The organism is Dendronalium sp. ChiSLP03b, assembly GCF_034531165.2.
GTDB lineage: Bacteria > Cyanobacteriota > Cyanobacteriia > Cyanobacteriales > Nostocaceae > Dendronalium > Dendronalium minutum.
Window position 1 is genome coordinate 18,503 of the sequence record NZ_JAVRBR020000101.1, and the last position, 23,845, is coordinate 42,347.

The window sequence follows — 23,845 nt, forward strand, 5'->3', positions numbered from 1 at the left end:
TGCTAAGAGCCAAAATCCAAAATTGTAACAGTTGGAGGTATTGGTTTTTTATATACATTAAATTAAAAAGCGCCTAGAAGTGTTACCGTGTTTCCACTTCAGACGCTTTTTACTTTTAACTTGCTCCTCACACAACTAGAGAATATCACTAATATTAATAAATATTTAGTATATTGTGTGACACTTTACTAAGTGTACATTTATACATTAAATTAAAAAGCGTCTGGGAGTGTTGCCGTGTTTCCACCCCAGACGCTTTTCACTTTTAACTTGCTCCTCACACACAAATAGAGATTATCACCTATTTTCTCAAATGGCAAGTATTATCTATTAAATTTTTATTAATTACACAATTTATGTACCAAAATTAAAAAGCGCCTGGGAGTGTTGCCGTGTTTCCACCCCAGACGCTTTTTATTTTTAACTTGCTCCTCACACACAACTAAAGAATATCACCTATTTTCTTGAATAGCAAGTATTATGAGTGACACTTTACCAACTGCACCATTTACACAAACTAATTTAGTGTAAAAAGTGACGTACACCAGTTAAAACCATCACTATACTTAGTTCATTGGCAGCTGTGATGGAATCTCGATCGCGTAAGCTTCCCCCTGGTTGGACAATGGCAGTAATTCCCGCAGCAGCAGCGCTTTTCACTGAATCATCAAAAGGGAAAAAGCCATCGCTGGCTAGAATTGCACCTTTGGCTTTTTCTCCAGCTTGTTCTAGGGCAATTTTAACTGAGCCGACGCGATTCATTTGACCAGCACCGACACCGAGAGTAGTGCGATCGCTTGTAATAACAATTGCATTCGATTTAACGTGCTTGCAAACTTTCCACGCAAACAGTAATTCTGCTAACTCGTCGGCAGTAGGTTGACGTTCGGTGACGATTTGCCATTGACTAGTGTCTGCAACAATGTCATCGGCAGCTTGGACAAGGAAACCACCTGCGATCGCTTTCACTGTTTCTTTAGGGCCACTGCTCAAATCTGGTAAAGTCAAAACCCGCAGGTTAGATTTTTTGGCCAGTATTTCTTGAGCATCCGCTGCACAACTTGGTGCAACCACACATTCTAAAAAGGTTTTAGTTAACTCGCTGGCTGTGTCAGCATCAATTGGACGGTTGAGAGCGACAATGCCACCGAAAGCAGAAACAGCATCAGCATTGAAAGCTTTTTGGTAAGCTTCTACAATAGTGTTTCCTAATGCTGTACCACATGGATTTGTGTGTTTAATAATTGTGGCGGCTGGAGTATCGGGGAACTCAGCAATAATCCGGCGTGCGGCTTCTAAATCAACCAAGTTATTGTAACTAAGTTCTTTGCCTTGGAGTTTCGTCGCAGCGGTCCATCCCGTTGAGGTAGTGCCAGTTTGATACCAAGTAGCAGGTTGATGGGGGTTTTCGCCGTAGCGCAGAGATTGCAATTGTTCGCCAGAAAGAGTATGTTGCTGTGTTCCAGAGAGGTAGGATGCGATCGCTTGGTCGTAGCTAGAGGTATGCAAGAAGCCTTTTAAAGCTGCCTTTTGACGAAACTCTAGGGATGCTTCACCATTATTTTGATGTAATTCTTGTAAATAGTCGTCATACTGCGCCGGATCGCTTAATACTGTCAAATGGGCAAAGTTTTTCGATGATGCCCGCAGTATAGCAGGGCCGCCAATATCAATTTGTTCAACAGCCTCAGCCAATGTGACAGATGGTTTAGCAATAGTTTCCTCAAACGGATAAAGATTGACTACCACTAAATCAATTGGGCGAATTTGGTTATTTTCTAAATCTGTCAAATCTTGAGCAACATCCCGCCGGGCCAAAATCCCGCCATGAATTCGGGGGTGTAGCGTTTTCACCCGACCACCTAAAATTTCTGGTGAACCTGTGTAATCTGCAACTTTGGTAACTGGTAGCCCTGCATCTTTGAGGGCTTGAGCTGTTCCCCCACTGCTGATTAAATCAAAGTTAAATTCTTCAACCAAGCTACGGGCTAGGTCAATTAAACCAGTTTTGTTAGATACACTCAGCAGTGCTAGACGCGCCATTGATCGATTCCTCAAACTTAGATTGTGAAGCAAAGGATCTCAAGTTTTGCATAAGCCTTGGTTCACTTCAATACTGCTAAGACTGGCAAATAAAATAACTTTCTCAGCTCTACTTTATCCAATTAAGCCGCATAAACAGCAATATCTCTCAAGCGTTTGAATAAAGCATGGGGGACTTTTACTATTACAGTGGGATATATATAGAAAAAATACAAGCAATTGGTATTACTGATAGAAATATAATAAAATTAATTGCTGGTAGAATTGAAAACTTCCCAATAGCCACACAAGAAATATTAAAGTTAGCAGCTTGTATTGGCAATAAATTTTCTCTAGACATACTATCTTGAGATTAGCGATCGCTCGTCAAATTATCATCGAAAAACATGGTGGAAGCATTGAAGTGAATTCCGCACTTGGAAAAGGAACAGAGTTTGTTATCCAGTTGCCAGTATACGGGGCTTAAATAGTAAATTAGCAGATTGTGAGATAGTTAAGCCTTTTGTGCAACAGTAGATTTGGCAGACATAGTGGGTAACCAGCAGTGGCAGAACGTGCAACAATCCATAGTAACTGCGATTTTTCACAGCTTGTTGAGGTATCAAACTATGACTCATGCTTGCTGCGGCCCTGGCTACGCTTCGCCAGAAGCAGCCATTCAGGCAGAACGCGAAAAAGTACTGTATGCGATCGCTCTTTATACAGGTACGGGTATTGAAGAGCCAGATTATCTAGCTACTATAGATGTTGACCCCAATTCTCCGACTTACTCCCAGGTGATTCATCGCCTACCAGTGCCATACATTGGTGATGAATTACACCACTTTGGTTGGAACGCTTGTAGTTCTTGTCATGGCGATGCCCATAAATCCCGACGGTTTACTGTAATTCCTGGACTGCGTTCTAGCCGCATTTATATTGTTGATACAGCAGATACCAAAGCACCAAAACTGCACAAAGTTATTGAACCAGAAGAAATTAAAGCTAAGACCAACTTAACTGCACCCCACACGGTACACTGTTTGGCAGATGGTCATGTAATGATTTCCATGCTGGGCGACAGCGAAGGTAATGGCCCCGGTGGCTTTTTGTTACTGAATGATAATTTTGACATTGCTGGACGTTGGGAACGCCAAGCCGATACGATGCGGTTCAACTATGACTTTTGGTATCAGCCGCGTCATAATGTCATGGTGAGTAGCGAGTGGGGCGCACCCAAAACCTTTTATCCTGGTTTTGACCTGAACGACTTAGCAGCTGGTAACTATGGTCATCATATACATTTCTGGGATTGGTCAAAACAAGAGATTATCCAAAGTTTTGATTTAGGAGAAGAAGGATTAATTCCTTTAGAAGTACGCTTTCAGCATAACCCCGACAGCACCCATGGATTTGTCGCCGCAGCACTTAGTAGTAATGTTTGGCATTGGCACAAGTCTAACGGTCATTGGGAAGTAGAGAAAGTAATTGATGTGCCATCGGTGCAAGTAGAAGGCTGGCCTATCCCCGTACCATCTTTGATTACTGATATCTTGATTTCAATGTGCGATCGCTATGTTTACTTTTCCAATTGGCTGCATGGAGATATTCGTCAATACGATATTAGCGATCCTGCCCATCCTAGACTCACAGGGCAAGTTTGGTGTGGTGGTTTATTAGGTAACAGCGGCGAAGTTCAAGGTCATAAATTGGTTGGTGGCCCGCAAATGCTACAGTTGAGTCTCGATGGTCAACGACTTTATGTAACCAATTCTTTATTTAGTAGTTGGGATAATCAGTTTTACCCCGACTTTTCCCAGACCGGCTCATATTTATTGCAGATTGACTGTGATAGTAAGAATGGGGGAATAAAAATTAACGAAGATTTCTACGTAGACTTTGGTAAAGAACCCGCTGGTCCCGCTCGCGCTCATGAGATACGCTATCCTGGCGGCGATTGCACTTCAGATGTTTGGGTGTAAATTTATGTTAAATATGTAACCTTTTGTCAGAGAAAAGGGGAAAGGTAAAGAAATTTTCCTTTTTCCCTTCTTTTTTACGCATTTCATTCTATTTGTGTTTATTGACCTCATCTATTTATCAAGCAGCTTTATTACCTTTTGATAAAAAAATTAATAACTCAACCAAAAAATTCCACAAGACTTTAATATCTAATTTTCTACCTTAAGCAAACTATTTATAACTGTCAGTATGAGCTAATTGTACAGCTTATACATAATAATTTTGGATATTTATACTAAAATTTTTTCAATATTCAGTAAATATTCGTAATTAATTATACAGACGACGAAGCAAACTTGCAGCAAGTAGACTCGTTTTTATATCCAGCAAACTTTTCCTGGATATAACAGCTACTTTGATTGATGAAGGAGAAGTTTTCCAATCATAGGAGTTGAACTTATCCACTTGCAAGTTTTATGGATTGAAATTTATGAGTATGGTCGGAGTTTTAATCTTTGCTGTTGCTTTAGTTGCCATTGTTGCTGTAATTATCATTAATAGCTACAACGATTTAGTTAAATATCGCAACCGCTACAAAAATGCTTACTCCCAAATCGATGTTCAATTACAGCGCCGTTATGACTTAATTCCCAACTTGGTGGAAACTGCTAAAGGTTATATGAAACATGAGCGGGAGACCTTAGAAGCAGTTATTGCCGCTCGGAATTCTGCAATTAATGCTAGCAGTCGTGCTGTGCAAAATCCAGGCGATCCACAAGCAATGCAGCAGTTGGGTAACGCAGAAACAGTATTAACTGGTGCATTAAGTCGCTTGATGATACTTTCAGAATCTTATCCAGAATTGAAAGCCGATCGCACCATGACTCAGGTAATGGAAGAACTGTCTTCTACGGAAAACCGCATTGCTTTTGCCCGTCAAGCTTTTAATGATTCTGTAACACTTTACAACACCAAGAGCGAATCTTTTCCCAGCAACTTGATAGCAAATACTTTTAACTTTAATGTTGCAGAATTGCTACCAGAAGCTGCTCCCGAAATTAAAAATGCTCCGCGTGTGTCTTTTTAGGTGTCTATGAATTTCTTTGAACATCAGGATCGGGCACGCCAGAACACGCAACAATTAATCGGATTGTTTTGTCTGTCGATCGCAGTCATGATTGTGGCGATTTATATTGTGGCGTTATTTTTTTTCCGTATGGCACCTCGGATTTGGTGGCATCCAGGATTATTTTTGAGCGTCGGTGTTGTCACAATAATTGCGATCGCTTTGGCAAGTGTGTATAAAATTTTATGTCTCCGGGAAGGAGGGAGGGTAATTGCCCAAGAGTTGGGGGGACGACTGCTGCTGCCAGAAACGACAGATGAACAAGGGCGACAACTATTAAATATTGTCGAAGAAATGGCGATCGCTTCTGGTATTTCCGTGCCCGAAGTTTATCTCCTCGAAGCAGAAACGAGCATCAATGCTTTTGCTGCGGGGTTTACGCCCAACGATGCCGTGATTGGAGTCACCCGTGGCAGTTTGCAACACCTAAACAGAGATGAATTACAAGGAGTCATCGGTCACGAATTCAGCCACATTCTTAATGGAGATATGCGGCTGAATTTACGTTTGATGGGACTGCTACACGGAATTTTGTTCGTTTACTTAACTGGAGAATTGCTGTGGCGCATTCGCAGTAGTTCCCGCGAAGAAAAAGGTTTGCCGTTGTGGGCTTTTGGCTTAGCACTGATGGCAATTGGCGGTATCGGGTTACTCTGCGGTCGCTTAATTAAAGCCGCAGTGTCTCGGCAACGCGAATTTCTTGCTGATGCCTCAGCGGTACAGTTCACGCGCAACCCCGATGGTATTAGCGGGGTACTGCAAAAACTCCAACAGATGGATTCACGCTTGATTTCTCCAGGTGCAGAAGCCGCGAGTCACATGTTCTTTGGCAATGCCCTCAACCCTTCTTTTTGGGAGGATATGTTTGCGACGCACCCACCTCTTACAGAACGTATTCGCCGTATTGGGGGTTTGAAGGTTCGCAACATGTCAACAATGCCATCTCCCGCCACGCGTTCCCATTCCCAGGAATCTCTAACAATGGGTTTTGCAGGCGGTGGTGCAAAAGTCACACCAGAACAAGTAGTAAACCAAGTGGGAAGTGTTGCACCAGAGCATTTTGCCCATGCCCAAGCATTGTTGGCACAGTTACCAGAATCCCTGCGCTTGGGTGTATGGGAGCAGCAAAGTGCAATGGCGATTGTTTTCGCGCTGGCATTGGATACTGAAAATCTGCAAGTGCAAGAACGTCAAGTTGCTTGGTTGCGCGAAGTCCAGCCTGCTGATGTGGTAGAGAAAACTCTGGAATTTAGTCGCGAAGTTAGCCAGTTAGACTCCACCATTCGCTTACCCCTTGTCGATTTGACAGTACCTGCATTGCGCCAAAACACTGCTAAAGAATGCCTCAGACTGTGCAAATGTATCCAGGGTTTAGTTATAGCCAGCAAAAGTTTATCACTGGGGAATTTTGTGTTGCAGTTAGTACTGTGGCATCGTCTCCAGCCTTATATCAATCCGGGGTCGGTTACAAAGGTAGAATTCACTTCTATCGAACAGATTTGGCCAGATAGCATCTTAATACTGTCAGCACTCGCACGTGTTGGACAATCTCAACCCGAAGCGATCGCCTATGCTTTTCGTTCTGGAGTTTATAGGCTTCCTGAAGCCGGACAGCAGGATAAACCAGATACAGCAGTTAACAGTAACTTTGCTGAAGTCAAGAAAAGTATCGAGCGCCTGCGCCTCGCTAGTCCCAAACTCAAGCAAGCTATTGTTGATGCCTGCGCCCACACTGTACTACTAGATAACAAAGTTACTCCAGCAGAGGCTGATTTATTGAGAGCGATCGCCATGACACTAGACTGTCCCATCCCTCCATTTTTAAATCCCCAACGTGGCTTTCCAAAATCTTCGACAAAGAAGAATGCCAGGTAAAAGGGACTGGGAATAAGAGCAGAAAAATTTACGAATTAGTCTTTAATCTGGTGCAATTTTTGAGAAAGAGACTTTAGCAGCAGTGACTGAGCTGAGTGCAAGAAGAAATGATCGCCATCGAACATCTGTAGTGAGAAGGCAGCATTTGTCTGCTCTTGCCAACCTTGGATTTCATCGTAACTAACTTCGCTGTCTTCTAAACCACCAAAAGCTGCGATCGGGCAATCTAGAGGTGCTTGGGGAGTATAAATGTAAGTTTCGTGGACAGCAAAATCTGCGCGCAAGGTAGGAATAAGAAGTTCCATCAGTTCAGGGTTCTCTAACACTACTGTGGGAGTACCGTTGAGTCGTCGCAGTTCATCCTTAAAGGCAGGTTCGGGAAGGTTATGAACAGGTGGCTTGGGGTCAGGGATTTGGGGAGCGCGTCGTCCAGCAACAAAAAGATGGACAGGATGGAGATTATACTCTTGACGAAGTAAACGAGTCACCTCAAAGCTGACAAGCGCACCCATACTGTGACCAAAAAAGGCGAATGGTTTATCTGAGTATGGTACGAGGGTAGGAGCGATCGCTGCAACAAGAGGTTCTAGACGAGTGAAAGCAGCTGAGCGCATCTGGCTTCCCCGCCCCGGTAATTCAATAGGACAAACTTCTACAGTTGCGGGCAAATTGGCAGACCAAGTACGAAAAATTAAAGAGCTACCTCCAGCGTATGGGAAGCAGAATAAACGTAGGGAAGCTTGAGGATTTGGTTGAAGGCAAGTTACCCAAGAGTTAAAAGATGGTTTGGTTGGCATCAGAGAACTTCGAGTCATTCACACTTAATAATTACTATCACAGGCTCGTTGACTGAAATCTCAAAATTGAGTGCATTTTGGCAAAATTGTTTCGATTCAAGTGTCATGTTATCCAAATCATCAGTAGAGAATACGATAGGGGCACAACAAATGTTGTGCCCTTAAGAAAAACCTATATTCCACACCTGAGAATCTAAAACTGAGTTTTGGCTTCTAATTCGCCGCTAACTTCCCCCAACTTACATAAGGCAGTTTGGTAACTGTTTCCCGAATTTGGTTGGCGTTAGCTACTAACTGACCGCAAGCGTCCCAACTGCCAGAAACGAACATATTTCTGGAACCTTCACCTATAGAAACTGGAGCTGTGTAATCACCAATTTGCACTTCCAAGGTTTCCAGATTCACGGTGACCGACGCTTGGGGATTGGCAGCTACTGACTGTTGCAGTTGTTTGACGATTGCTGCATCACCTGTCAAACAAGGTATGCCCATAGCAACGCAGTTACCGAAAAAGATTTCTGCAAAGCTTTCACCAACGAGGGCTTGAATTCCCCATTTGGCGATCGCTTGTGGTGCATGTTCTCGTGATGAACCACAGCCAAAGTTGCGGTTAACGATTAAAATTTTTGCGCCTTGGTACTGGGGTTGGTCAAAAGGATGCTCGCCGTTGAGGGCTTTGCGGTCATCGATAAACGCACCTTCGCCTAACCCATCAAAGGTAACGGCTTTTAAATAGCGGGCGGGAATGATGCGATCGGTGTCTATGTCATCGCCTACTAAGGGTATACCGCGCCCTGAAACTGTTTTAACTTCACTCACCATAAACTTTACTTATTACCTACAGATTTGTTAGTTGTCAGTTGCTATTGAATACTGACCACTGACTACTGACTACTGACCACTACAGCAACTCGCGCACATCCGATACTTCGCCTTTAATGGCAGCAGTAACAACCATTGCCGGACTCATGAGCAATGTGCGACCAGAAGAGGAACCTTGCCGCCCTTTAAAGTTGCGGTTAGAAGAGGAGGCACTAATCTGTCTTCCTTGAAGCTTATCGGGGTTCATGGCTAGACACATAGAGCATCCCGGTTCGCGCCACTCAAATCCAGCTTCTTGGAAAATATTATGCAATCCTTCGGCTTCTGCTGCTTTTTTGACACGTTCGGAACCAGGAACAACGAAGGCTTTGACTCCTTCTGCAACGTGGCGACCTCGAGCAATTTTGGCGGCTTCTCGCAAGTCGCTGAGTCTACCGTTAGTGCAGCTGCCAATGAAGCAGACATCGATTTTAGTACCCTTGATGGGTTGACCGGGATATAAATCCATGTAGCGATAAGCTTCTTCAGCAACAAAGCGGTCTTCTTCGGGCAATTCTTCGGGCTTGGGCACTAATTGGTTGATACCAATGCCTTGACCGGGAGTAATTCCCCAGGTAACTGTCGGCGGAATCTCAGCAGCGTCAAATACCACAACATCGTCGTATTCAGCATCAACATCGCTCTTGATTGATTCCCACCAAGCTACTGCTTTATCCCAATCTGCGCCTGTGGGGGCAAAGTCTCTACCCTTGAGGTAATCATAGGTGACTCCATCGGGATTGACGTAACCGCAACGGGCACCGCCTTCGATCGCCATATTGCAGACTGTCATCCGCTCTTCCATGTTCATTTGCTCAAAGGTAGTGCCTGCGTATTCATAGGCGTAACCCACACCGCCTTTCACCCCAAGAGTACGGATGATATGCAGAATCACATCTTTAGCATAGACACCGGGGTTAAGAGTCCCGTTCACTTCAATTTTGCGGACTTTCAATTTGGAGAGGGCAAGAGTTTGGGAAGCGAGAACGTCCCGGACTTGACTAGTACCAATACCAAAAGCGATCGCTCCAAATGCCCCATGACTGGAAGTGTGGCTATCTCCACAAGCGATCGTCATTCCTGGTTGGGTAAGTCCTTGTTCTGGAGCAATCACATGAACTATACCTTGATTGCCAGAACCAATATTATGAAAAGTGATGCCATTTTCTTGACAGTTCTGTTCCAGCGCCTGGATCATTTCTTCGGCCAAGCTATCAGTAAAGGGACGCGCCTGATTTTCTGTAGGTACAATATGATCTACGGTAGCAACTGTCCGCTCTGGAAACAGTACTTTTAGACCTCGTTCCCGTAACATAGCAAAGGCTTGGGGACTGGTAACTTCATGAATTAGATGCAGTCCGATAAATAGTTGCGTCAGCCCTGAAGGAAGTGTACCAACGGTGTGTAAGTCCCAAACTTTATCAAACAGGGTACCTTTGCTCATACGTCAATGGTTCTTTAACGAGTCAGAATTTCCATAGTATCAAAAAAAAGTCAGGCTGTTACTATACGATTTATTATCGGAACTCCAAATAAATTATCAACAGGTCGCGGCGTTACGCGATCGCACCTTGCGATCGCCAAAAATCGGCATAAAAATGATTGTATTGAGTAAAAAACGAGTAGCAAAAACGCTGTTCAAGGCTGAAAGTATTGCTTTGGCGTTGGTTTTGTATGTTTATTGGTAGAATATGACAGTTGTATTCTGCCGCGAACGTTGATTGAGCGTTATACCTTGCCCGAAATGGGCAACCTGTGGACTGAATCTTATAAATTAAAAACCTGGCTCCAGGTAGAGATTGCAGTTTGTGAAGCCCAAGCTGAACTGGGTTATATTCCATCTGGTGCAGTTGAGGAAATTAAGGCCAAGGCAAATTTTGACCCAAAGCGGGTGCTGGAAATTGAGGCGGAAGTCCGCCATGATGTCATCGCTTTTTTGACAAATGTCAATGAATATGTAGGTGATGCCGGACGTTATATTCACCTGGGTTTAACTAGCTCGGATGTACTAGATACAGCTTTAGCACTGCAATTAGTTGCTAGTTTGGATGTGTTATCGCAACGCCTCGAAGATTTGATTCAGGCAATTCGCCAACAAGCACGAGAACATCGGCAGACGGTGATGATTGGTCGATCGCACGGCATTCACGCCGAACCAATCACCTTTGGTTTTAAACTAGCTGGATGGTTGGCAGAAGTGTTGCGACACCAAGAACGTCTGAGAATTCTGCGCGAAACTATTGCCGTGGGGAAGATTTCCGGTGCGGTGGGAACTTATGCCAATATCGAACCACGCGTGGAAGCGATCGCTTGTCAAAAACTCGGACTCAAACCTGATACGGCCTCAACTCAAGTTATTTCCCGCGATCGCCATGCCGACTACGTGCAGCAGTTAGCCTTAGTCGCAGCTTCCATCGAACGCTTTGCTGTAGAAATTCGCAATCTGCAAAAAACAGACGTTTTGGAAGTTGAAGAATTCTTCGCCAAAGGTCAAAAAGGCTCCAGCGCGATGCCACATAAGCGCAACCCCATTCGTTCAGAACGACTGACGGGAATGGCACGACTGGTAAGAAGTCATGCTGGTGCAGCTTTAGAAAACGTCGCTCTCTGGCACGAGCGTGATATTTCGCACAGTTCTGTAGAACGGGTGATTTTGCCCGATGCTTGCATTTTGACGCATTTTATGTTGGTAGAAATAACCGAATTGGTGAAAAACCTGTTGGTTTATCCTGAGAACATGGAACGCAATCTTAACTGTTACGGTGGCGTTGTGTTCAGCCAAAAAGTGCTACTTGCTTTGGTAGATAAGGGACTGAGCCGCGAGGAAGCTTATGCGATCGTCCAAGAAAGCGCTCACGCCGCTTGGAATAAACCAGAAGGCAATTTCCACGACTTGATTAGTAAAGACTCGCGTGTTACCCAAAAATTGTCACCAACTGACATTGAGACGTGTTTTGACCCCCAACAACATCTCCGGCATTTAGAACAAGTTTACCAGAGGCTGGGTATTTAAACTCTATTGGGTATGGGGCATGGATTATTCTCCTAGTACTTAGTCCCCATTCCCTAGAAAGCCAGTCCTCAATATGTCAAAAAAGACATATAAAGATACTAAAAATATTTAATATGGCATCTTTAAAAACCGTTAGTTTGTTGCTGTGATTTTCATCAGCGATGGGTAGTATAAATAACAAATATTTGCTTGTTTAATAGCGTTTTGAGTGCCCTGATGATTGAAATCCTGGCTACACTTTCTGCTTCTGCGGCGGCAGGAATAAGAATAGGCATACCTTTATTAATCATCGGACTGTTGCAGGGTAGTGACTTGTGGTCGCAAGTGCCAATTTTATCTCATGTTTCCTCGCCCCTCTTGTTTGGCTGCCTCACCAGTTGGTCTTTAGTTGAACTACTTGCCTCAAAAAAGCTATGGGGACAAAGAGTAGTACAACTAGTTCAATTACTTTTTTCTCCCCTTGTAGGGGCAATTATGGGGTTAGCAGTAGCTTCAGCAACAGCAACACCTCATTGGCTCATTGCCTTTGTTGGGGGTTTATTAGCTTTAGTACTTCAGCTAGTTCAAGTTGGTTGGTTTTATCGCTTGCGTGGCTTGCCTTTGTGGGCAGTTTTTCTTCAAGATACCTTGTGTATTGCTCTGGTGCTTTTTGCCTTTGACGCTCCCAAGCAAGGAGGATTAATTGCCCTCATCCTCCTCTGGCTTGCAGTGCGTAGTGCTAAGCAGTGGTATGTCTGGTATCACAAAGTCAAAAGGTAAAAGTAAAAAATCTTTTGCGTTTTTACTTTTGACTTTATTAATGCCCTATGCCCTTTACTGCAAAAGACCTATCATGTGCAGCAGACCGTGACCAGTGACTAGCTCGATAATTAAAGCAATAAAGCCCAGCATGGCAATACGACCATTCCAAACTTCGGCGCTAGTTGTCATACCCCATTCCCAACGTTCTTGGGGGTACATCTTGACCCTTTTTTTCATTTGGGCGGCTTGCGAAAGTTTGAAACTGGGTTCTTTCAGGGCATCTATTACTAGGTCTGCCAGTGCTTTAATAAATACCGGATGGGTGTTGGGAGCTGGTACGCGACGGAAATTGTGAATTCCTGCTTCTTCAGCCACTTCGCGATACTCAATATCAATTTCTTGTAGTGTCTCAATGTGTTCTGAGACAAAACTGATAGGCACAACGACCAAATCTTTCACACCTTGTGCGCCTAATTCTTTAAGCGCATCTTCAGTATAAGGTTGAAGCCATTCAACTGGCCCTACGCGACTTTGATAAGCTAAGGTATGGGAATTAGGTCGATTAAGGGTCTGCATAATTAGGGCAGTACAATCCTCAATTTCCTGCTGGTAGGGGTCGCCAGCTTCTTCAACGTAGCTTTTAGGAACGCCATGAGCGCTGAAAAATATATGAACTTCATTGGGATTGGGAAATTGATCGAGTTCCTGGGCTATGAGTTCTGCCATTGCCTGGAGGTAACTTGGTTGTTTGTACCAAGATGGAATGACAGTATATTCAAGGCGTTGTAATTTTGGGTCTTCTTGCCAAAGTTTTTCTAAAAGCCGAAAGCTTGAACCACTAGTGCTGATGGAAAATTGAGGATACAGTGGTAAGATTACTAACTTCTCGATATTATCTTGAGTGAGTTGAGCGATCGCTTCTTCAGTATAAGGATGCCAATAACGCATTCCTACGTAAATATTAGCCTCTTGCCCCGAATAACCCAATTGCTCTTTCAAGGCTTCACCTTGAGCTTCTGTAATCCGCCGTAGTGGCGAACCACCGCCAATTTGCTTATAGTTTTCTTGAGATGTTCTGGTTCGCCGTGAGGCAATGAACCAAGCTAGGGGTTTTTGCAACCAGCGAAATGGTAGGCGAATAATTTCCGGATCGGAAAAGAGGTTATACAAAAACGGCCCGACATCCTCTAACTTGTCAGGTCCCCCTAGATTGAGTAATAAGACGCCTACACGACTCATAGCAGTTACTTTCCCCCAATCTTTTCAGATTTTTTTACTAATGTTAACAATATATCTTTAATTAAAGATAAAGGTTAATCATTAGGACAGATGCAATGGCAACAATTTTAAGGGATTGGAGTTACCGCTATCAATGGTTGTATGATGGCATCTCACGCTTAGCGGCTGTAAGTCTAGGCGGTGAAGCCCGTTTTCGGCAACTGGCTTTGCAAGGCTTAACAATTAACTCAGATAATCAGGTATTAGATTTATGCTGCGGCAGCGGTCAATCGACACAATTTTTAGTCAAATCTTCACAAAATGTAACAGGGCTGGATGCTTCACCATTCTCTTTGCGACGGGCACGGCAGAATGTTCCTGAAGCTGCGTATGTAGAAGCTTTTGCTGAAAAGATGCCGTTTGCAGATAATCTGTTTGACGTGGTACATACCAGCGTTGCATTGCACGAAATGCAGCCGGAGCAATTGCAAAAAATTATTAATGAGGTTTATCGGGTGCTGAAGCCGGGAGGAGTGTTTACGCTAGTGGATTTTCACGCTCCCACTAATCCTATATTTTGGCCTGGAGTATCGCTATTTTTACTATTGTTTGAGACAGAAACAGCTTGGCAGTTACTGAAGACTGATTTACCTGACTTATTAACTAAGACTGGGTTTAAGGTAGGCAAGCCAACTTTGTATGCAGGTGGCAGCTTGCAAGTAATACAGGCGAGGAAATGAACTGCGAGGGTGGTGGCAGAAATAACTTGCACCAAAAGCTAAAAGAGAGTGCTGCGGTAGTAAATGCAGCTACTGTTACGGTAAATTAATAAACAACTCGTAGTAACAATCGTGTAGTACTGCACGGATGACAGCCAATACCAAGAACAATTCGCCGTTGCTACGTAAAGGTGGTGTTGAGTAATTATCCAGAACTGTAGGCAATTTTTCTAAAATAATCATAAAAGATAATGCAAGAAATAACACGCCGCAAATTTATCGCAACTGCTACCCTAGCAACGGGTTTTGCCTTAGCAGTGCAACCCATTTCTGCCCAAGTGATCTCCACTGATGCTAAAGGGTTCTTAGCTGGTGCGGTAAAAATTCCCGTCAAAGATGGTGAAATTCCTGCCTACAGAGCAGTACCTGCAACTGGTAAAAATTTTCCAATCGTGTTAGTAATTCAGGAAATCTTTGGTGTACACGAACACATTCAGGATATCACCCGCCGCTTTGCCAAGTTGGGGTACTTAGCGATCGCTCCGGAAATGTTCGTGCGACAAGGTGATGTCTCCAAGTTAAGCAGCATCGACGAAATTCGCCCAATTGTAGCCAAAGTGCCAGATGCTCAAGTATTATCCGATCTCGATGCCACTGTAGACTGGGCTGTGAAGTCTGCTAAGGGTAATGCTGACAAGTTGGCGATTACAGGCTTCTGCTGGGGTGGACGTATTACCTGGCTGTACGCAGCACATAATCCCAAGGTTAAGACAGGTGTAGCCTGGTATGGACGACTGGTGGGCGATACTAGCAAACTAACACCTAAGCATCCTGTTAATATTGCATCCGCACTCACAGTTCCCGTTCTCGGACTCTACGGTGGCAAGGATACGGGCATTCCTCTCAATACAGTAGAACAGATGCGCGATCGCCTTCAGGAAAGCAGCAGTAAATCCAAAATCATTGTTTATCCCGATGCACCCCACGCTTTTTTTGCTGATTATCGCCCCTCCTATCATGAGAAATCAGCTAAAGATGGTTGGCATCGCCTCCAAGCATGGTTTAAGCAGCATGGAGTGTAAGAGACTTCTATTGATAACTCATGACTGGAGATGAGAGAGCAGGCAAAGAGAAAACTCCTGTCTCGTACCTTCTGCTTTTTGAGTTTAATCAATTAAAAAACTCTATAAAAAAATCCCCAGACTTGATAAAATCTGGGGCTTTTACTCTTGAACCACCATTTTATTTTTAACTTAAAAATATATGTTTAATATCAAGAATACAGACATAATTTTCTTAATTATGTCTAACTAAGTAGTTATATAAAATACTGTTTAATATTAGAATTCACCAATTTTATTCAGCTGAAGTTTATAAATACTATAGAGATGATTTTCAAAACAGATAAATCTACATAGTTACTAAGTGCTTTTCCTCTTTATCTAACAAGACATAACTCCTTAATTTATGTCTAAAGACTTAATTTCAAGGAGTTGTATTTTTCAACTTGTTCATCAAAAATAAAGATAGCCTCTAACAAATAGTAGGCGTTCTTTGTAATAACCTAACCTTATCCAATGTCTCTAGTCCGCGCAAGCGGACTTTTATTTATATATGCTTCAATATAAAATTAATAACTAAAGTTGCTCTTAAGAAAGATAACTATATATATCATGGGGTTTGAGCAGAGTGTAAAGTCTAATAAAAGAAATTATGTCTAAATCTTTTATCTTAAAGACTTGAAAATTTTGCATAAACAGAGAAAATAAAAGTGTTACCTGATTATTGCCCAATCAGGTAATAATTAGCCCTTGTAGTATGTCCGCTTTAGCGGACTTTATTTATCATATTAAAAAGCATAAATCGATAATTTTATTTCATAAAATAGAGAAAAATTTGCAGGTTTGATGGGGAAAAGACGATCTATCTTAGTTAAAGTAGCTAACTGTATGGGGTTGATAAAATTGCTATCACCTCACAGTTAAATATAATATCTGCAAGAGTTACAGGAGATGAGACTGTGAGTAATTTAGGCACGAAAAGATTGGAAACTGCTTTAGCGATCGCAACTTATGCTATCGGTAGTGGTACTGCCTCAATTGCACCAACCCCTGGTGGAGAAATTCCTAAGCAGTTGATTTTAACAGCTTCTGATATTTTAATGTATACCAGAATTTGGAAAATTTATTTTGAAGAGGATTTATCTAATAAGGGATTGGTAGAAATATTAGCAGAGTTGGGTTTAGTGACAGTTGGTGCAACAGCTACAGCTTATATAGTAAGTAAAGCAAGTACTGCTATCTTAAAGGAAATTACCAACTGGACTGGGCCATTAGGATGGGGTATTGCAGGTGCGATCGCAGGTTCCCTAAGTGGTTTATTTGGGTTTGCTTGGGCACTTTATTGCGACAACCTTTATTCTCAAAAAGGGCTAAAACCAGCTTAACTCTATTTCATTACTACGGGAAACTTCAGGTTCAAGAATGGGACTTAAGTAAAAATTAAGCTTATCAGCAAGCTAGAACAATTTTTGGACTGTTGATAAGCGATTGCTTCGCGTTTATTCCGCAGATTCAAGAAGAATCACTTCCTCTCTAGAAATATATTTACTACTATAGTCAAGACGTACTTTTCCATTTTGGTCAATATCATTGATTTCTTCTCCATTGGGATTCCACCAACTAGGTGCACCAATCCAAGTACATCTGTCACCTATTTTGAGTCTCTGTACTCGGCTTGCAGTTTCCTGACTAAAATCTTTTATGGGATTGAGTATTTCGTAAGGAATTATTTCTGTATGAATTATTTTTATACAAGAGATATTTCCTTCTTCTTTTTCTAATTCAGTCTTTTTACATAAGCTTGTCGTGGATATAAAATCTGCTTCTGAGATAAATACATTTTCAAAGTTTATCCACTGATAATGCTCTACACTTTGCCCTAATAAGACGATTTTTGCTCTGTGGGTGTCAATGTCAAACTCTATTGCAGCTCCTAAATTTCCCTGGTGTGTTTGACAAACTAGCTTTAGCTGACGAAGTAAGTCTAAATCTAATTCTGATAAAGGGGTTTCATATTTTTTTATATTATCGTCATCATCATTAAATTGTTCGAGTCTATCGTTTACACGTGAACTAGAAGGCTTGCCAGTAAAACCCATATCAAATATCAGAGGGGCTTTGAGTAGTTTTTCATGTTCAAGTATTGCTTTATATATAATTTCGGCTGTTGTGTCTGTGGTTACATTAGTGATTTCGTTATGTCCATTTATAAGCTTGTGCTGATTAAATTGAATATCTCCATATATATCTTTTCGCTCTATATAAGTGAATCCGGTTCTAGTATCTTCAAAGTGTGTAATTTTATGATAAGTAGCAACTTTTTGAATATCTTGAGCTATTCCATAAGCTGCTAGACATGAAGCTAATAGTACTGCTTGAGTTGCGCCCAGACCACCAACACCTTTACCCCATTCATCAGTAGATCCTTTTCTACTAATTTCCCCAATTGCGTAAATTGTTGCTCCTACATAGTTGCTTTTGTCTTTTTCTATCCTTGTTGTGATAGAACTAAAACTTGTTGGTGAAGTCTGTATTTCATAATTTAGAAAACCTGCCCCATTTTTATTAACAAGTGCAACATCAGTCCTTCTACCTGGATATTGATATTCTTGAATTGGCTCAAACTTATCTTGTTTAAAGTAGGTTTTAGTAGTTGCATTAAGTATGTTTATTGCTCGATTTTTAGCATATTTGTGTACTGCACTTTCACTTCTAGTACTGACAAATTTATGGCTGATACAATCTATTTCTGTTTCTTGAGCTTCCTCTATGTTAGCGTTATGAGAGAAATGTCCACAAACCCAGAACGGTGTTTCCTTGCGTATTTTATGATGTGCTTTTCTATAAAAAAGTGGACGATTGCAGAATATACATATGAAAATATCATCTTTACTGTGGAGACTAGATTGAGCATCAACAAGAATACCGTTCTTATTTAACGCGTATAGAACCATATATTTTGCAATTCCGCAGGTAGGTAAAAAATTTATCAATAATTTTAAAATATTAATAAAGCAATGCTTTCGTTTTTGCGTCTTGAAACGAAACAAAATTTATACAATTATCTGAAACTTCTAATAGTAGCCGCCTTTCTGTTTACAGAAAGGCGGTTGGGGGTAAGGTACTAGGAATAAGAATCCATTGGCAGACAAGAACAAACAAAATTCCTGTCGCCAAAAGCCGCATCTATGCGACCGACAGCCGGCCAGAACTTATGTTCGCGAGTCCAAGGTGCGGGGTAGGCAGCTTGTTCGCGAGAATAGGGATGATGCCATTCTCCCACAATAAGACTTTCTGTGGTGTGGGGTGCATTCTTCAAGACGTTATCTTCAGCATCCACCTTGCCTAATTCAATTTCAGCAATTTCTGCACGAATAGCAATCAAAGCATCACAAAAACGGTCTAATTCTTCCTTAGATTCGCTTTCTGTCGGTTCCACCATGATTGTACCTGCAACCGGCCAGGAGACAGTCGGCGCATGGAAACCGTAGTCCATTAAACGCTTGGCAACATCATCGATTTCGATACCCGCAGATTTTTTGAGCGATCGCAAATCTAAAATACATTCATGGGCAACTAGACCATTTTTCCCTTTATACAAAACGGGATAGTACGTTTCAAGTCTCTTAGCAATGTAGTTTGCATTGAGAATTGCCACTTTCGTTGCTTGGGTTAAACCAGCTGCACCCATCATGGCAATGTACATCCAGGAAATCACTAAGATACTAGCACTACCCCAAGGAGCAGCAGCAACAGCACCAATATGTGAGTGCTGAGTAGAGACGCGATTAATCGCGTCTTTACAAGGGAGTGCTAAGTCCTGAGTTGATTTTTTAATGGGGGCTACAACATGTCCGGGTAGAAATCGTACAAGATGGGAGGCTACGCCAATTGGCCCCATACCAGGGCCGCCACCACCGTGAGGAATACAAAAGGTTTTGTGCAAGTTCAAATGACAGACATCCGCGCCAATATCTCCAGGACGACAAATTCCCACTTGGGCATTCATATTTGCCCCATCCATGTAAACTTGTCCGCCGTAACTATGGACAACAGTGCAGATTTCCTGAATTGCCTCCTCAAACACACCGTGAGTTGAAGGATATGTCACCATCAACGCGGCGAGTTCATTGCTATGCTTTTCTGCCTTAGCTTTGAGATCGCTAATGTCAATATTACCTTCAGTATCACAGGCAACTGCCACTACCTTCATGCCGCACATCACTGCACTTGCGGGGTTTGTCCCGTGTGCAGAGGTAGGAATCAAACAGACGTTGCGGTGTTCTTCTTTGCGACTTTCGTGATACTGACGAATCACTAAAAGTCCTGTGTATTCACCTTGAGAACCCGCATTTGGTTGCAGAGAAACTCCTGCAAACCCAGTAATTTCAGCTAACCATGCCTCAAGTTGCTGGAACAAAATTTGATAGCCGCGCGTTTGCGATGGGGGAGCAAATGGGTGAATCTTACCAAATTCCTCCCAAGTCACTGGAATCATCTCAGCTGTCGCATTTAACTTCATCGTGCATGACCCCAAAGGAATCATCGATGTAGTTAGAGACAAGTCCTTAGTTTCTAACTTGTGTAGATAGCGCAACAACTCAGTTTCTGAGTGATAGCGGTTAAAGACAGGGTGAGTGAGGTAACTGCTTTGGCGAAGAAGGGGAAAATGGAAAGCAGGAGATGTTAATTCTTCTAAACTGAAGGGTAGATTATCTGTACCTGCGAAAATCTGCCAGAGGTCAATTAAGTCTTCTAATGTAGTTGTTTCATTTAAGGATATACCAACAGCAGTGTCATCAAAAATCCGTAGGTTAATATTTCGTGCTTGACAAGCTTCAAGAATTGTTTCCAGCTTGCGGGTTCCTAACTCCACTCGCAGCGTATCAAAGAAATCTTCAGAATTAATTTTGTAACCTAGGTGCTTTAATCCTTCTGCCAATGTTAAAGTTAGCTGGTGGATGTTCTCGGCAATTGCTTTAAGTCCAGCAGGGCCATGATAAACGGCGTACATACTCGCCATCACTGCCAACAACACCTGTGCTGTACAGATATTACTAGTAGCCTTTTCACGGCGGATGTGCTGTTCGCGGGTTTGCAAGGCGAGACGCAATGCAGGCTTACCTTGAGCATCTTTTGATACTCCCACAATTCGCCCTGGAACTTGCCGCTTATACTCTTCTTTGGTAGCAAAGTATGCCGCATGAGGTCCCCCAAACCCCAAGGGAATACCAAATCGCTGGGTACTTCCTACAGCAATATCAGCACCAAATTCGCCAGGTGGTGTGAGTAAAGTTAGGCTTAAGGGATCTGCTGCTACCGTCACCAATGCACCCTCAGCATGGGCTTTTTCGATAAAAGCGCGGTAGTCGTAAATAGTGCCGTCACTTGCAGGGTATTGCAGAACTGCCCCAAAAATTGGTCGATCGAAATCAAATGTTTGATGATCGCCAACAATGATTTTAATTCCTAGAGGTTCAGCACGTGTTTGCAATACGTCAATAGTTTGAGGATGGCAGTCACGAGAAACAAAATAGGCATTGGCTTTATTTTTGCAAACACCATAACTCAGACTCATCGCTTCTGCAGCTGCTGTAGCTTCATCAAGTAATGAGGCATTGGCAATTTCCAAACCTGTCAAGTCGATAATCATGGTTTGGAAATTGAGTAGCGCTTCGAGTCGCCCTTGAGCAATTTCTGGCTGATAGGGAGTGTAAGCAGTATACCAACCAGGGTTTTCTAAAATATTACGTCCAATTACAGGAGGGGTAATGCAGTCGTAATATCCCATACCAATGTATGAGCGGCAAACCTGATTTTTGGCAGCAATTTGTTTTAACTTTGCCAGTGCTGCGTACTCACTTTGTGCTTCTGGTAACTGTAGCGCTTTATTTATCCGAATTGTCTGCGGTACTGTTTGGTCTATAAGGGTATCTAGACTAGACAACCCCAATAACTCAAGCATTTGCTTAAGATCATCGGAGTTAGGGCCAATATGCCTTTGTGTAAAATTATTTAACTTTTGACTCCTCTCGTCTAGGGTCTGGCGATCGCTAGATTTAGGAATAGGGGCGTGCATTACCACTAATGAAACTCCAGACGCAACTATTTAATATTTTGCAATAAATACTCTTAAACTGGGGACTGGAGATTGGGGAACTTGGGGCCCCCTCTGGGGATTAGGGGCAATGGGGACTGGAGATTGGGATATTAGTTATTTCTTCCTCATCTCCCCCTGCTTCCCGACTGCGTAGAAACGCGATTAATCGCGTCTCTACTCACTCCCTACTCCCCTTCTACTAAGGCGCGATACTCATCAGCGGTCAACGCATCCTCAAGTTCATCAGGGTTGTCAACGCGTACTTTCACTAACCACCCCTCGCTGTAGGGTTCATCTGACACTACTTCGGGATCGTCAAGCAAGGGTTCATTACGTTCTACAACTGTGCCGGTTACTGGTGAAGTTAATGATTCAACGGCTTTGACTGATTCAATTGAGCCAAAGGTTTCTCCTTTCTCAAGAGCATCACCAATCTCTGGCAATTCCACAAACACGATATCACCTAATTCCTTTACGGCAAATTCAGTAATGCCGATGGTAGCAATTTCGCCATCTAGCCGCACGTATTCATGACTATCCAGGTATCGCAAATCTTCAGGATATTCAGACATATCACTTACCCTCCCGTATCACAAAAATTATTGCCCCAACAGTAATGCTGGTCATATTTGATAACGAACTTTACTGTAGATTGAGTAGTTTACAACACATTATTCCTTAAAAACTGCAAAGGATGAAGTAGAAAGGGTGAAGTGCGTGGCGCGTAGGGTGTTGCCAAAGATTAGAATGAAGTATGGCATTTTAGCTTACTGTACTCTCTATTTTTAGGACTTACACAAAACTAGGCTGTTTAGCAGCAATTTATGAATTGCCGCTAAATGAAAATAACAATTTCGGCTTTTGTTTGTGTCAAGTTCTGACTCTATAAAAAACTGTTTTTTGGGCACATCCTTTCGCCTTCATCTTCATCCTTTAGTTTTTGACCGATAAAAGGGACGTTTAACTACAACTGCTGGATAAGCTTTGCCGCGAATTTCTACTTCTAGCTGCTGACCAACAGTTGCTAGCTTGGCAGGAACATACGCTAAGGCAACAGGATAACCAAGTGTCAGAGATAAGGTACCACTAGTAACTTCTCCGATTATTTCACCCGCTGATAAAACTTGGTAGCCATGACGGGCTATGTTCCGTCCTTGCATTTGTAAACCTACCAGTCGGCGCTGTACCCCAGTAGCTTTTTGCTGTTCCAAAACTGCCCGACCAATAAAATCACCTTTGCTATCGAGGTGAACTAGCCACCCTAAACCTGCTTCTAAGGGAGTGGTGGTATCGTCAATATCTTGGCTGTAAAGTGCCATTGCGGCTTCGAGACGAAGAGTATCTCTTGCACCGAGTCCACAGAGTATGACACCAGCTTTATAGAGATTTTGCCACAATTCTATCCCTACATCAGGATCTACCATCACCTCAAAACCATCTTCTCCGGTGTAACCTGTGCGAGCAACAAAAGCAGTTTTACCCAGTATGTTTGCTTGTAGATGTCCGAATGCTTTGATTGGTTGTAAGTTTTCTTGGACAAAGGGTTGGAGATAGTTGATAGCTTGTGGCCCTTGCACAGCAATTAAAACTTTTTCTGGTGAAACGTCTTGGAATTGCACCTCGTTTGGGTCAAGGTGTTGTAATAGCCATGCTTTGTCTTTACTAGTGGTTGCTGCATTGACAATAATTAATACCTGCTGTTTACAAGTAGTATCCTCGCCTTGGTAGTAAATAATGATGTCGTCAATAATTCCCCCTTGGGGATTTAACAATACCGTGTATTGCGCTTGACCTGGTTGTAAGCGATTCAAGTCTGAAGGCACTAAACTCTGGAGTTGAGAAATCAGGTTTTTACCTTGGAGAGTAAATTTACCCATGTGGGAAATATCGAACATTCCGGCTGTATTTCTGACAGCCTCGTGTTCGCGGCTGATGCCACTAAATTGTACCGGCATTTCCCAACCGCCAAAGCTGGTTAGCCGTGCTTTGAGTTCTACACCTAGTTGATATAAAGGAGTTCGCGCCAAAGATTGGATGATGTCTTCTTGATTAGTCACAAGTATTTTTGCTTCGCGATCGCGTTTACAATTAGTCTAAAAGTTACTTTCTGATATGAGTTTGTTTCAAATTTTAGCTACATATCTACATGTTTGGGCTGTATGGGTAACTTTTCCATGATGGAGATAGAGAACAAGAAAACAATAGTTAACTAACCTGAGTTCGGGTTAAAGATAAGAAGGTAAAAGCCACTCCAGTTGAAGGCTAGGTTTCTTAGGTTGATGAGAATAAGCGATTAATCCGCACAAAACGTTAACACAAAAATTAACTGGGCTTCGATGTCTGGAATGTT

The 23,845-nt window shown here is 42.6% G+C and carries 19 protein-coding genes; 9 read left to right on the forward strand and 10 right to left on the reverse strand.

The features are described from left to right. Nucleotides 1–522: 522 nt before the first annotated feature. Nucleotides 523–2,043, reverse strand: coding sequence for a bifunctional phosphoribosylaminoimidazolecarboxamide formyltransferase/IMP cyclohydrolase (purH, locus tag RMY31_RS23660; protein WP_322666757.1), 1,521 nt, complete (start codon nucleotides 2,041–2,043; stop codon nucleotides 523–525). Between the two features lie 346 nt (nucleotides 2,044–2,389). Between purH and RMY31_RS23665 the strand changes: the two genes are divergently transcribed. From RMY31_RS23665 to RMY31_RS23680, 4 genes are all read left to right on the forward strand, one after another. Next, nucleotides 2,390–2,509, forward strand: coding sequence for an ATP-binding protein (locus tag RMY31_RS23665; RefSeq protein ID WP_409878228.1), 120 nt, complete (start codon nucleotides 2,390–2,392; stop codon nucleotides 2,507–2,509). A 142-nt stretch (nucleotides 2,510–2,651) separates the two neighbouring features. Beyond that, the gene (locus RMY31_RS23670) at nucleotides 2,652–4,004 is read left to right on the forward strand and encodes a selenium-binding family protein (RefSeq protein ID WP_322666770.1); all 1,353 of its coding nucleotides are present in this window, start codon (nucleotides 2,652–2,654) and stop codon (nucleotides 4,002–4,004) included. Nucleotides 4,005–4,474: 470 nt separating this feature from the next. Continuing rightward, nucleotides 4,475–5,071, forward strand: a complete 597-nt coding sequence (locus RMY31_RS23675; protein ID WP_322666760.1) for a LemA family protein — start codon at nucleotides 4,475–4,477, stop codon at nucleotides 5,069–5,071. A 6-nt stretch (nucleotides 5,072–5,077) separates the two neighbouring features. Further along, a complete protein-coding gene (locus RMY31_RS23680; RefSeq protein WP_322666762.1) occupies nucleotides 5,078–6,985 on the forward strand; it encodes a M48 family metallopeptidase in 1,908 nt (635 codons plus the stop codon). 35 nt (nucleotides 6,986–7,020) lie between these two features. Here the strand turns inward: RMY31_RS23680 and RMY31_RS23685 are convergent, their stop codons facing one another. The 3 genes from RMY31_RS23685 to leuC all read right to left on the reverse strand — a co-directional run bounded on the left by RMY31_RS23685 (nucleotide 7,021) and on the right by leuC (nucleotide 10,087). Beyond that, the gene (locus tag RMY31_RS23685) at nucleotides 7,021–7,800 is read right to left on the reverse strand and encodes a thioesterase II family protein (RefSeq protein ID WP_322666764.1); all 780 of its coding nucleotides are present in this window, start codon (nucleotides 7,798–7,800) and stop codon (nucleotides 7,021–7,023) included. 195 nt (nucleotides 7,801–7,995) lie between these two features. Then, nucleotides 7,996–8,604 carry a 3-isopropylmalate dehydratase small subunit gene (leuD, locus tag RMY31_RS23690; protein WP_322666766.1) on the reverse strand — a complete coding sequence of 203 codons (609 nt, stop codon included), beginning with the start codon at nucleotides 8,602–8,604 and terminating at the stop codon, nucleotides 7,996–7,998. A 79-nt stretch (nucleotides 8,605–8,683) separates the two neighbouring features. Beyond that, nucleotides 8,684–10,087 carry a 3-isopropylmalate dehydratase large subunit gene (gene leuC / locus RMY31_RS23695; protein WP_409878229.1) on the reverse strand — a complete coding sequence of 468 codons (1,404 nt, stop codon included), beginning with the start codon at nucleotides 10,085–10,087 and terminating at the stop codon, nucleotides 8,684–8,686. A 273-nt stretch (nucleotides 10,088–10,360) separates the two neighbouring features. Here leuC and purB point away from each other — a divergent pair, with 273 nt between their 5' ends. Beyond that, complete coding sequence (gene purB / locus RMY31_RS23700) at nucleotides 10,361–11,656, forward strand: adenylosuccinate lyase (protein ID WP_409878241.1); 1,296 nt, start codon at nucleotides 10,361–10,363, stop codon at nucleotides 11,654–11,656. Between the two features lie 216 nt (nucleotides 11,657–11,872). Further along, nucleotides 11,873–12,415, forward strand: coding sequence for a DUF4126 domain-containing protein (locus RMY31_RS23705; protein ID WP_409878230.1), 543 nt, complete (start codon nucleotides 11,873–11,875; stop codon nucleotides 12,413–12,415). A gap of 54 nt (nucleotides 12,416–12,469) precedes the next feature. Here RMY31_RS23705 and hemH read toward each other — a convergent pair whose 3' ends face one another. After that, nucleotides 12,470–13,636 (reverse strand): ferrochelatase, encoded by a 1,167-nt coding sequence (gene hemH / locus RMY31_RS23710; RefSeq protein WP_409878231.1) that lies wholly within the window; start codon nucleotides 13,634–13,636, stop codon nucleotides 12,470–12,472. Nucleotides 13,637–13,731: 95 nt separating this feature from the next. Here hemH and RMY31_RS23715 point away from each other — a divergent pair, with 95 nt between their 5' ends. After that, a complete protein-coding gene (locus RMY31_RS23715) occupies nucleotides 13,732–14,355 on the forward strand; it encodes a class I SAM-dependent methyltransferase (RefSeq protein ID WP_409878232.1) in 624 nt (207 codons plus the stop codon). Between the two features lie 75 nt (nucleotides 14,356–14,430). Here the strand turns inward: RMY31_RS23715 and RMY31_RS23720 are convergent, their stop codons facing one another. After that, a complete protein-coding gene (locus RMY31_RS23720) occupies nucleotides 14,431–14,577 on the reverse strand; it encodes a hypothetical protein (protein ID WP_409878233.1) in 147 nt (48 codons plus the stop codon). Between the two features lie 8 nt (nucleotides 14,578–14,585). On the opposite strand from RMY31_RS23720, the gene RMY31_RS23725 reads away from it, so the two are divergent. Beyond that, on the forward strand, nucleotides 14,586–15,416 hold the full coding sequence (locus tag RMY31_RS23725) for a dienelactone hydrolase family protein (RefSeq protein ID WP_409878235.1): 831 nt from the start codon (nucleotides 14,586–14,588) through the stop codon (nucleotides 15,414–15,416). A 938-nt stretch (nucleotides 15,417–16,354) separates the two neighbouring features. Beyond that, nucleotides 16,355–16,780, forward strand: a complete 426-nt coding sequence (locus tag RMY31_RS23730) for a hypothetical protein (protein ID WP_409878236.1) — start codon at nucleotides 16,355–16,357, stop codon at nucleotides 16,778–16,780. Nucleotides 16,781–16,894: 114 nt separating this feature from the next. Here RMY31_RS23730 and RMY31_RS23735 read toward each other — a convergent pair whose 3' ends face one another. From RMY31_RS23735 to gcvT, 4 genes are all read right to left on the reverse strand, one after another. Next, nucleotides 16,895–18,349: a hypothetical protein gene (locus RMY31_RS23735; RefSeq protein WP_409878237.1), complete on the reverse strand. Its 1,455-nt coding sequence runs from the start codon at nucleotides 18,347–18,349 to the stop codon at nucleotides 16,895–16,897. Between the two features lie 170 nt (nucleotides 18,350–18,519). After that, nucleotides 18,520–21,474: an aminomethyl-transferring glycine dehydrogenase gene (gcvP, locus tag RMY31_RS23740; protein ID WP_409878238.1), complete on the reverse strand. Its 2,955-nt coding sequence runs from the start codon at nucleotides 21,472–21,474 to the stop codon at nucleotides 18,520–18,522. Between the two features lie 206 nt (nucleotides 21,475–21,680). After that, on the reverse strand, nucleotides 21,681–22,067 hold the full coding sequence (gene gcvH / locus RMY31_RS23745) for a glycine cleavage system H protein (RefSeq protein ID WP_409878239.1): 387 nt from the start codon (nucleotides 22,065–22,067) through the stop codon (nucleotides 21,681–21,683). 354 nt (nucleotides 22,068–22,421) lie between these two features. Then, nucleotides 22,422–23,552 carry a glycine cleavage system aminomethyltransferase GcvT gene (gcvT, locus tag RMY31_RS23750; protein ID WP_409878240.1) on the reverse strand — a complete coding sequence of 377 codons (1,131 nt, stop codon included), beginning with the start codon at nucleotides 23,550–23,552 and terminating at the stop codon, nucleotides 22,422–22,424. Nucleotides 23,553–23,845: the final 293 nt, after the last annotated feature.

Coding starts and splice junctions, on each gene's coding strand:
- purH (WP_322666757.1), bottom strand. CDS start 2,043: ATGGCGCGTCTAGCACTGCTGAGTGTATCTAACAAAACTGGTTTAATT.
- RMY31_RS23670 (WP_322666770.1), top strand. CDS start 2,652: ATGACTCATGCTTGCTGCGGCCCTGGCTACGCTTCGCCAGAAGCAGCC.
- RMY31_RS23675 (WP_322666760.1), top strand. CDS start 4,475: ATGAGTATGGTCGGAGTTTTAATCTTTGCTGTTGCTTTAGTTGCCATT.
- RMY31_RS23680 (WP_322666762.1), top strand. CDS start 5,078: ATGAATTTCTTTGAACATCAGGATCGGGCACGCCAGAACACGCAACAA.
- RMY31_RS23685 (WP_322666764.1), bottom strand. CDS start 7,800: ATGACTCGAAGTTCTCTGATGCCAACCAAACCATCTTTTAACTCTTGG.
- leuD (WP_322666766.1), bottom strand. CDS start 8,604: ATGGTGAGTGAAGTTAAAACAGTTTCAGGGCGCGGTATACCCTTAGTA.
- leuC (WP_409878229.1), bottom strand. CDS start 10,087: ATGAGCAAAGGTACCCTGTTTGATAAAGTTTGGGACTTACACACCGTT.
- RMY31_RS23705 (WP_409878230.1), top strand. CDS start 11,873: ATGATTGAAATCCTGGCTACACTTTCTGCTTCTGCGGCGGCAGGAATA.
- hemH (WP_409878231.1), bottom strand. CDS start 13,636: ATGAGTCGTGTAGGCGTCTTATTACTCAATCTAGGGGGACCTGACAAG.
- RMY31_RS23715 (WP_409878232.1), top strand. CDS start 13,732: ATGGCAACAATTTTAAGGGATTGGAGTTACCGCTATCAATGGTTGTAT.
- RMY31_RS23720 (WP_409878233.1), bottom strand. CDS start 14,577: ATGATTATTTTAGAAAAATTGCCTACAGTTCTGGATAATTACTCAACA.
- RMY31_RS23725 (WP_409878235.1), top strand. CDS start 14,586: ATGCAAGAAATAACACGCCGCAAATTTATCGCAACTGCTACCCTAGCA.
- RMY31_RS23735 (WP_409878237.1), bottom strand. CDS start 18,349: ATGGTTCTATACGCGTTAAATAAGAACGGTATTCTTGTTGATGCTCAA.
- gcvP (WP_409878238.1), bottom strand. CDS start 21,474: ATGCACGCCCCTATTCCTAAATCTAGCGATCGCCAGACCCTAGACGAG.
- gcvH (WP_409878239.1), bottom strand. CDS start 22,067: ATGTCTGAATATCCTGAAGATTTGCGATACCTGGATAGTCATGAATAC.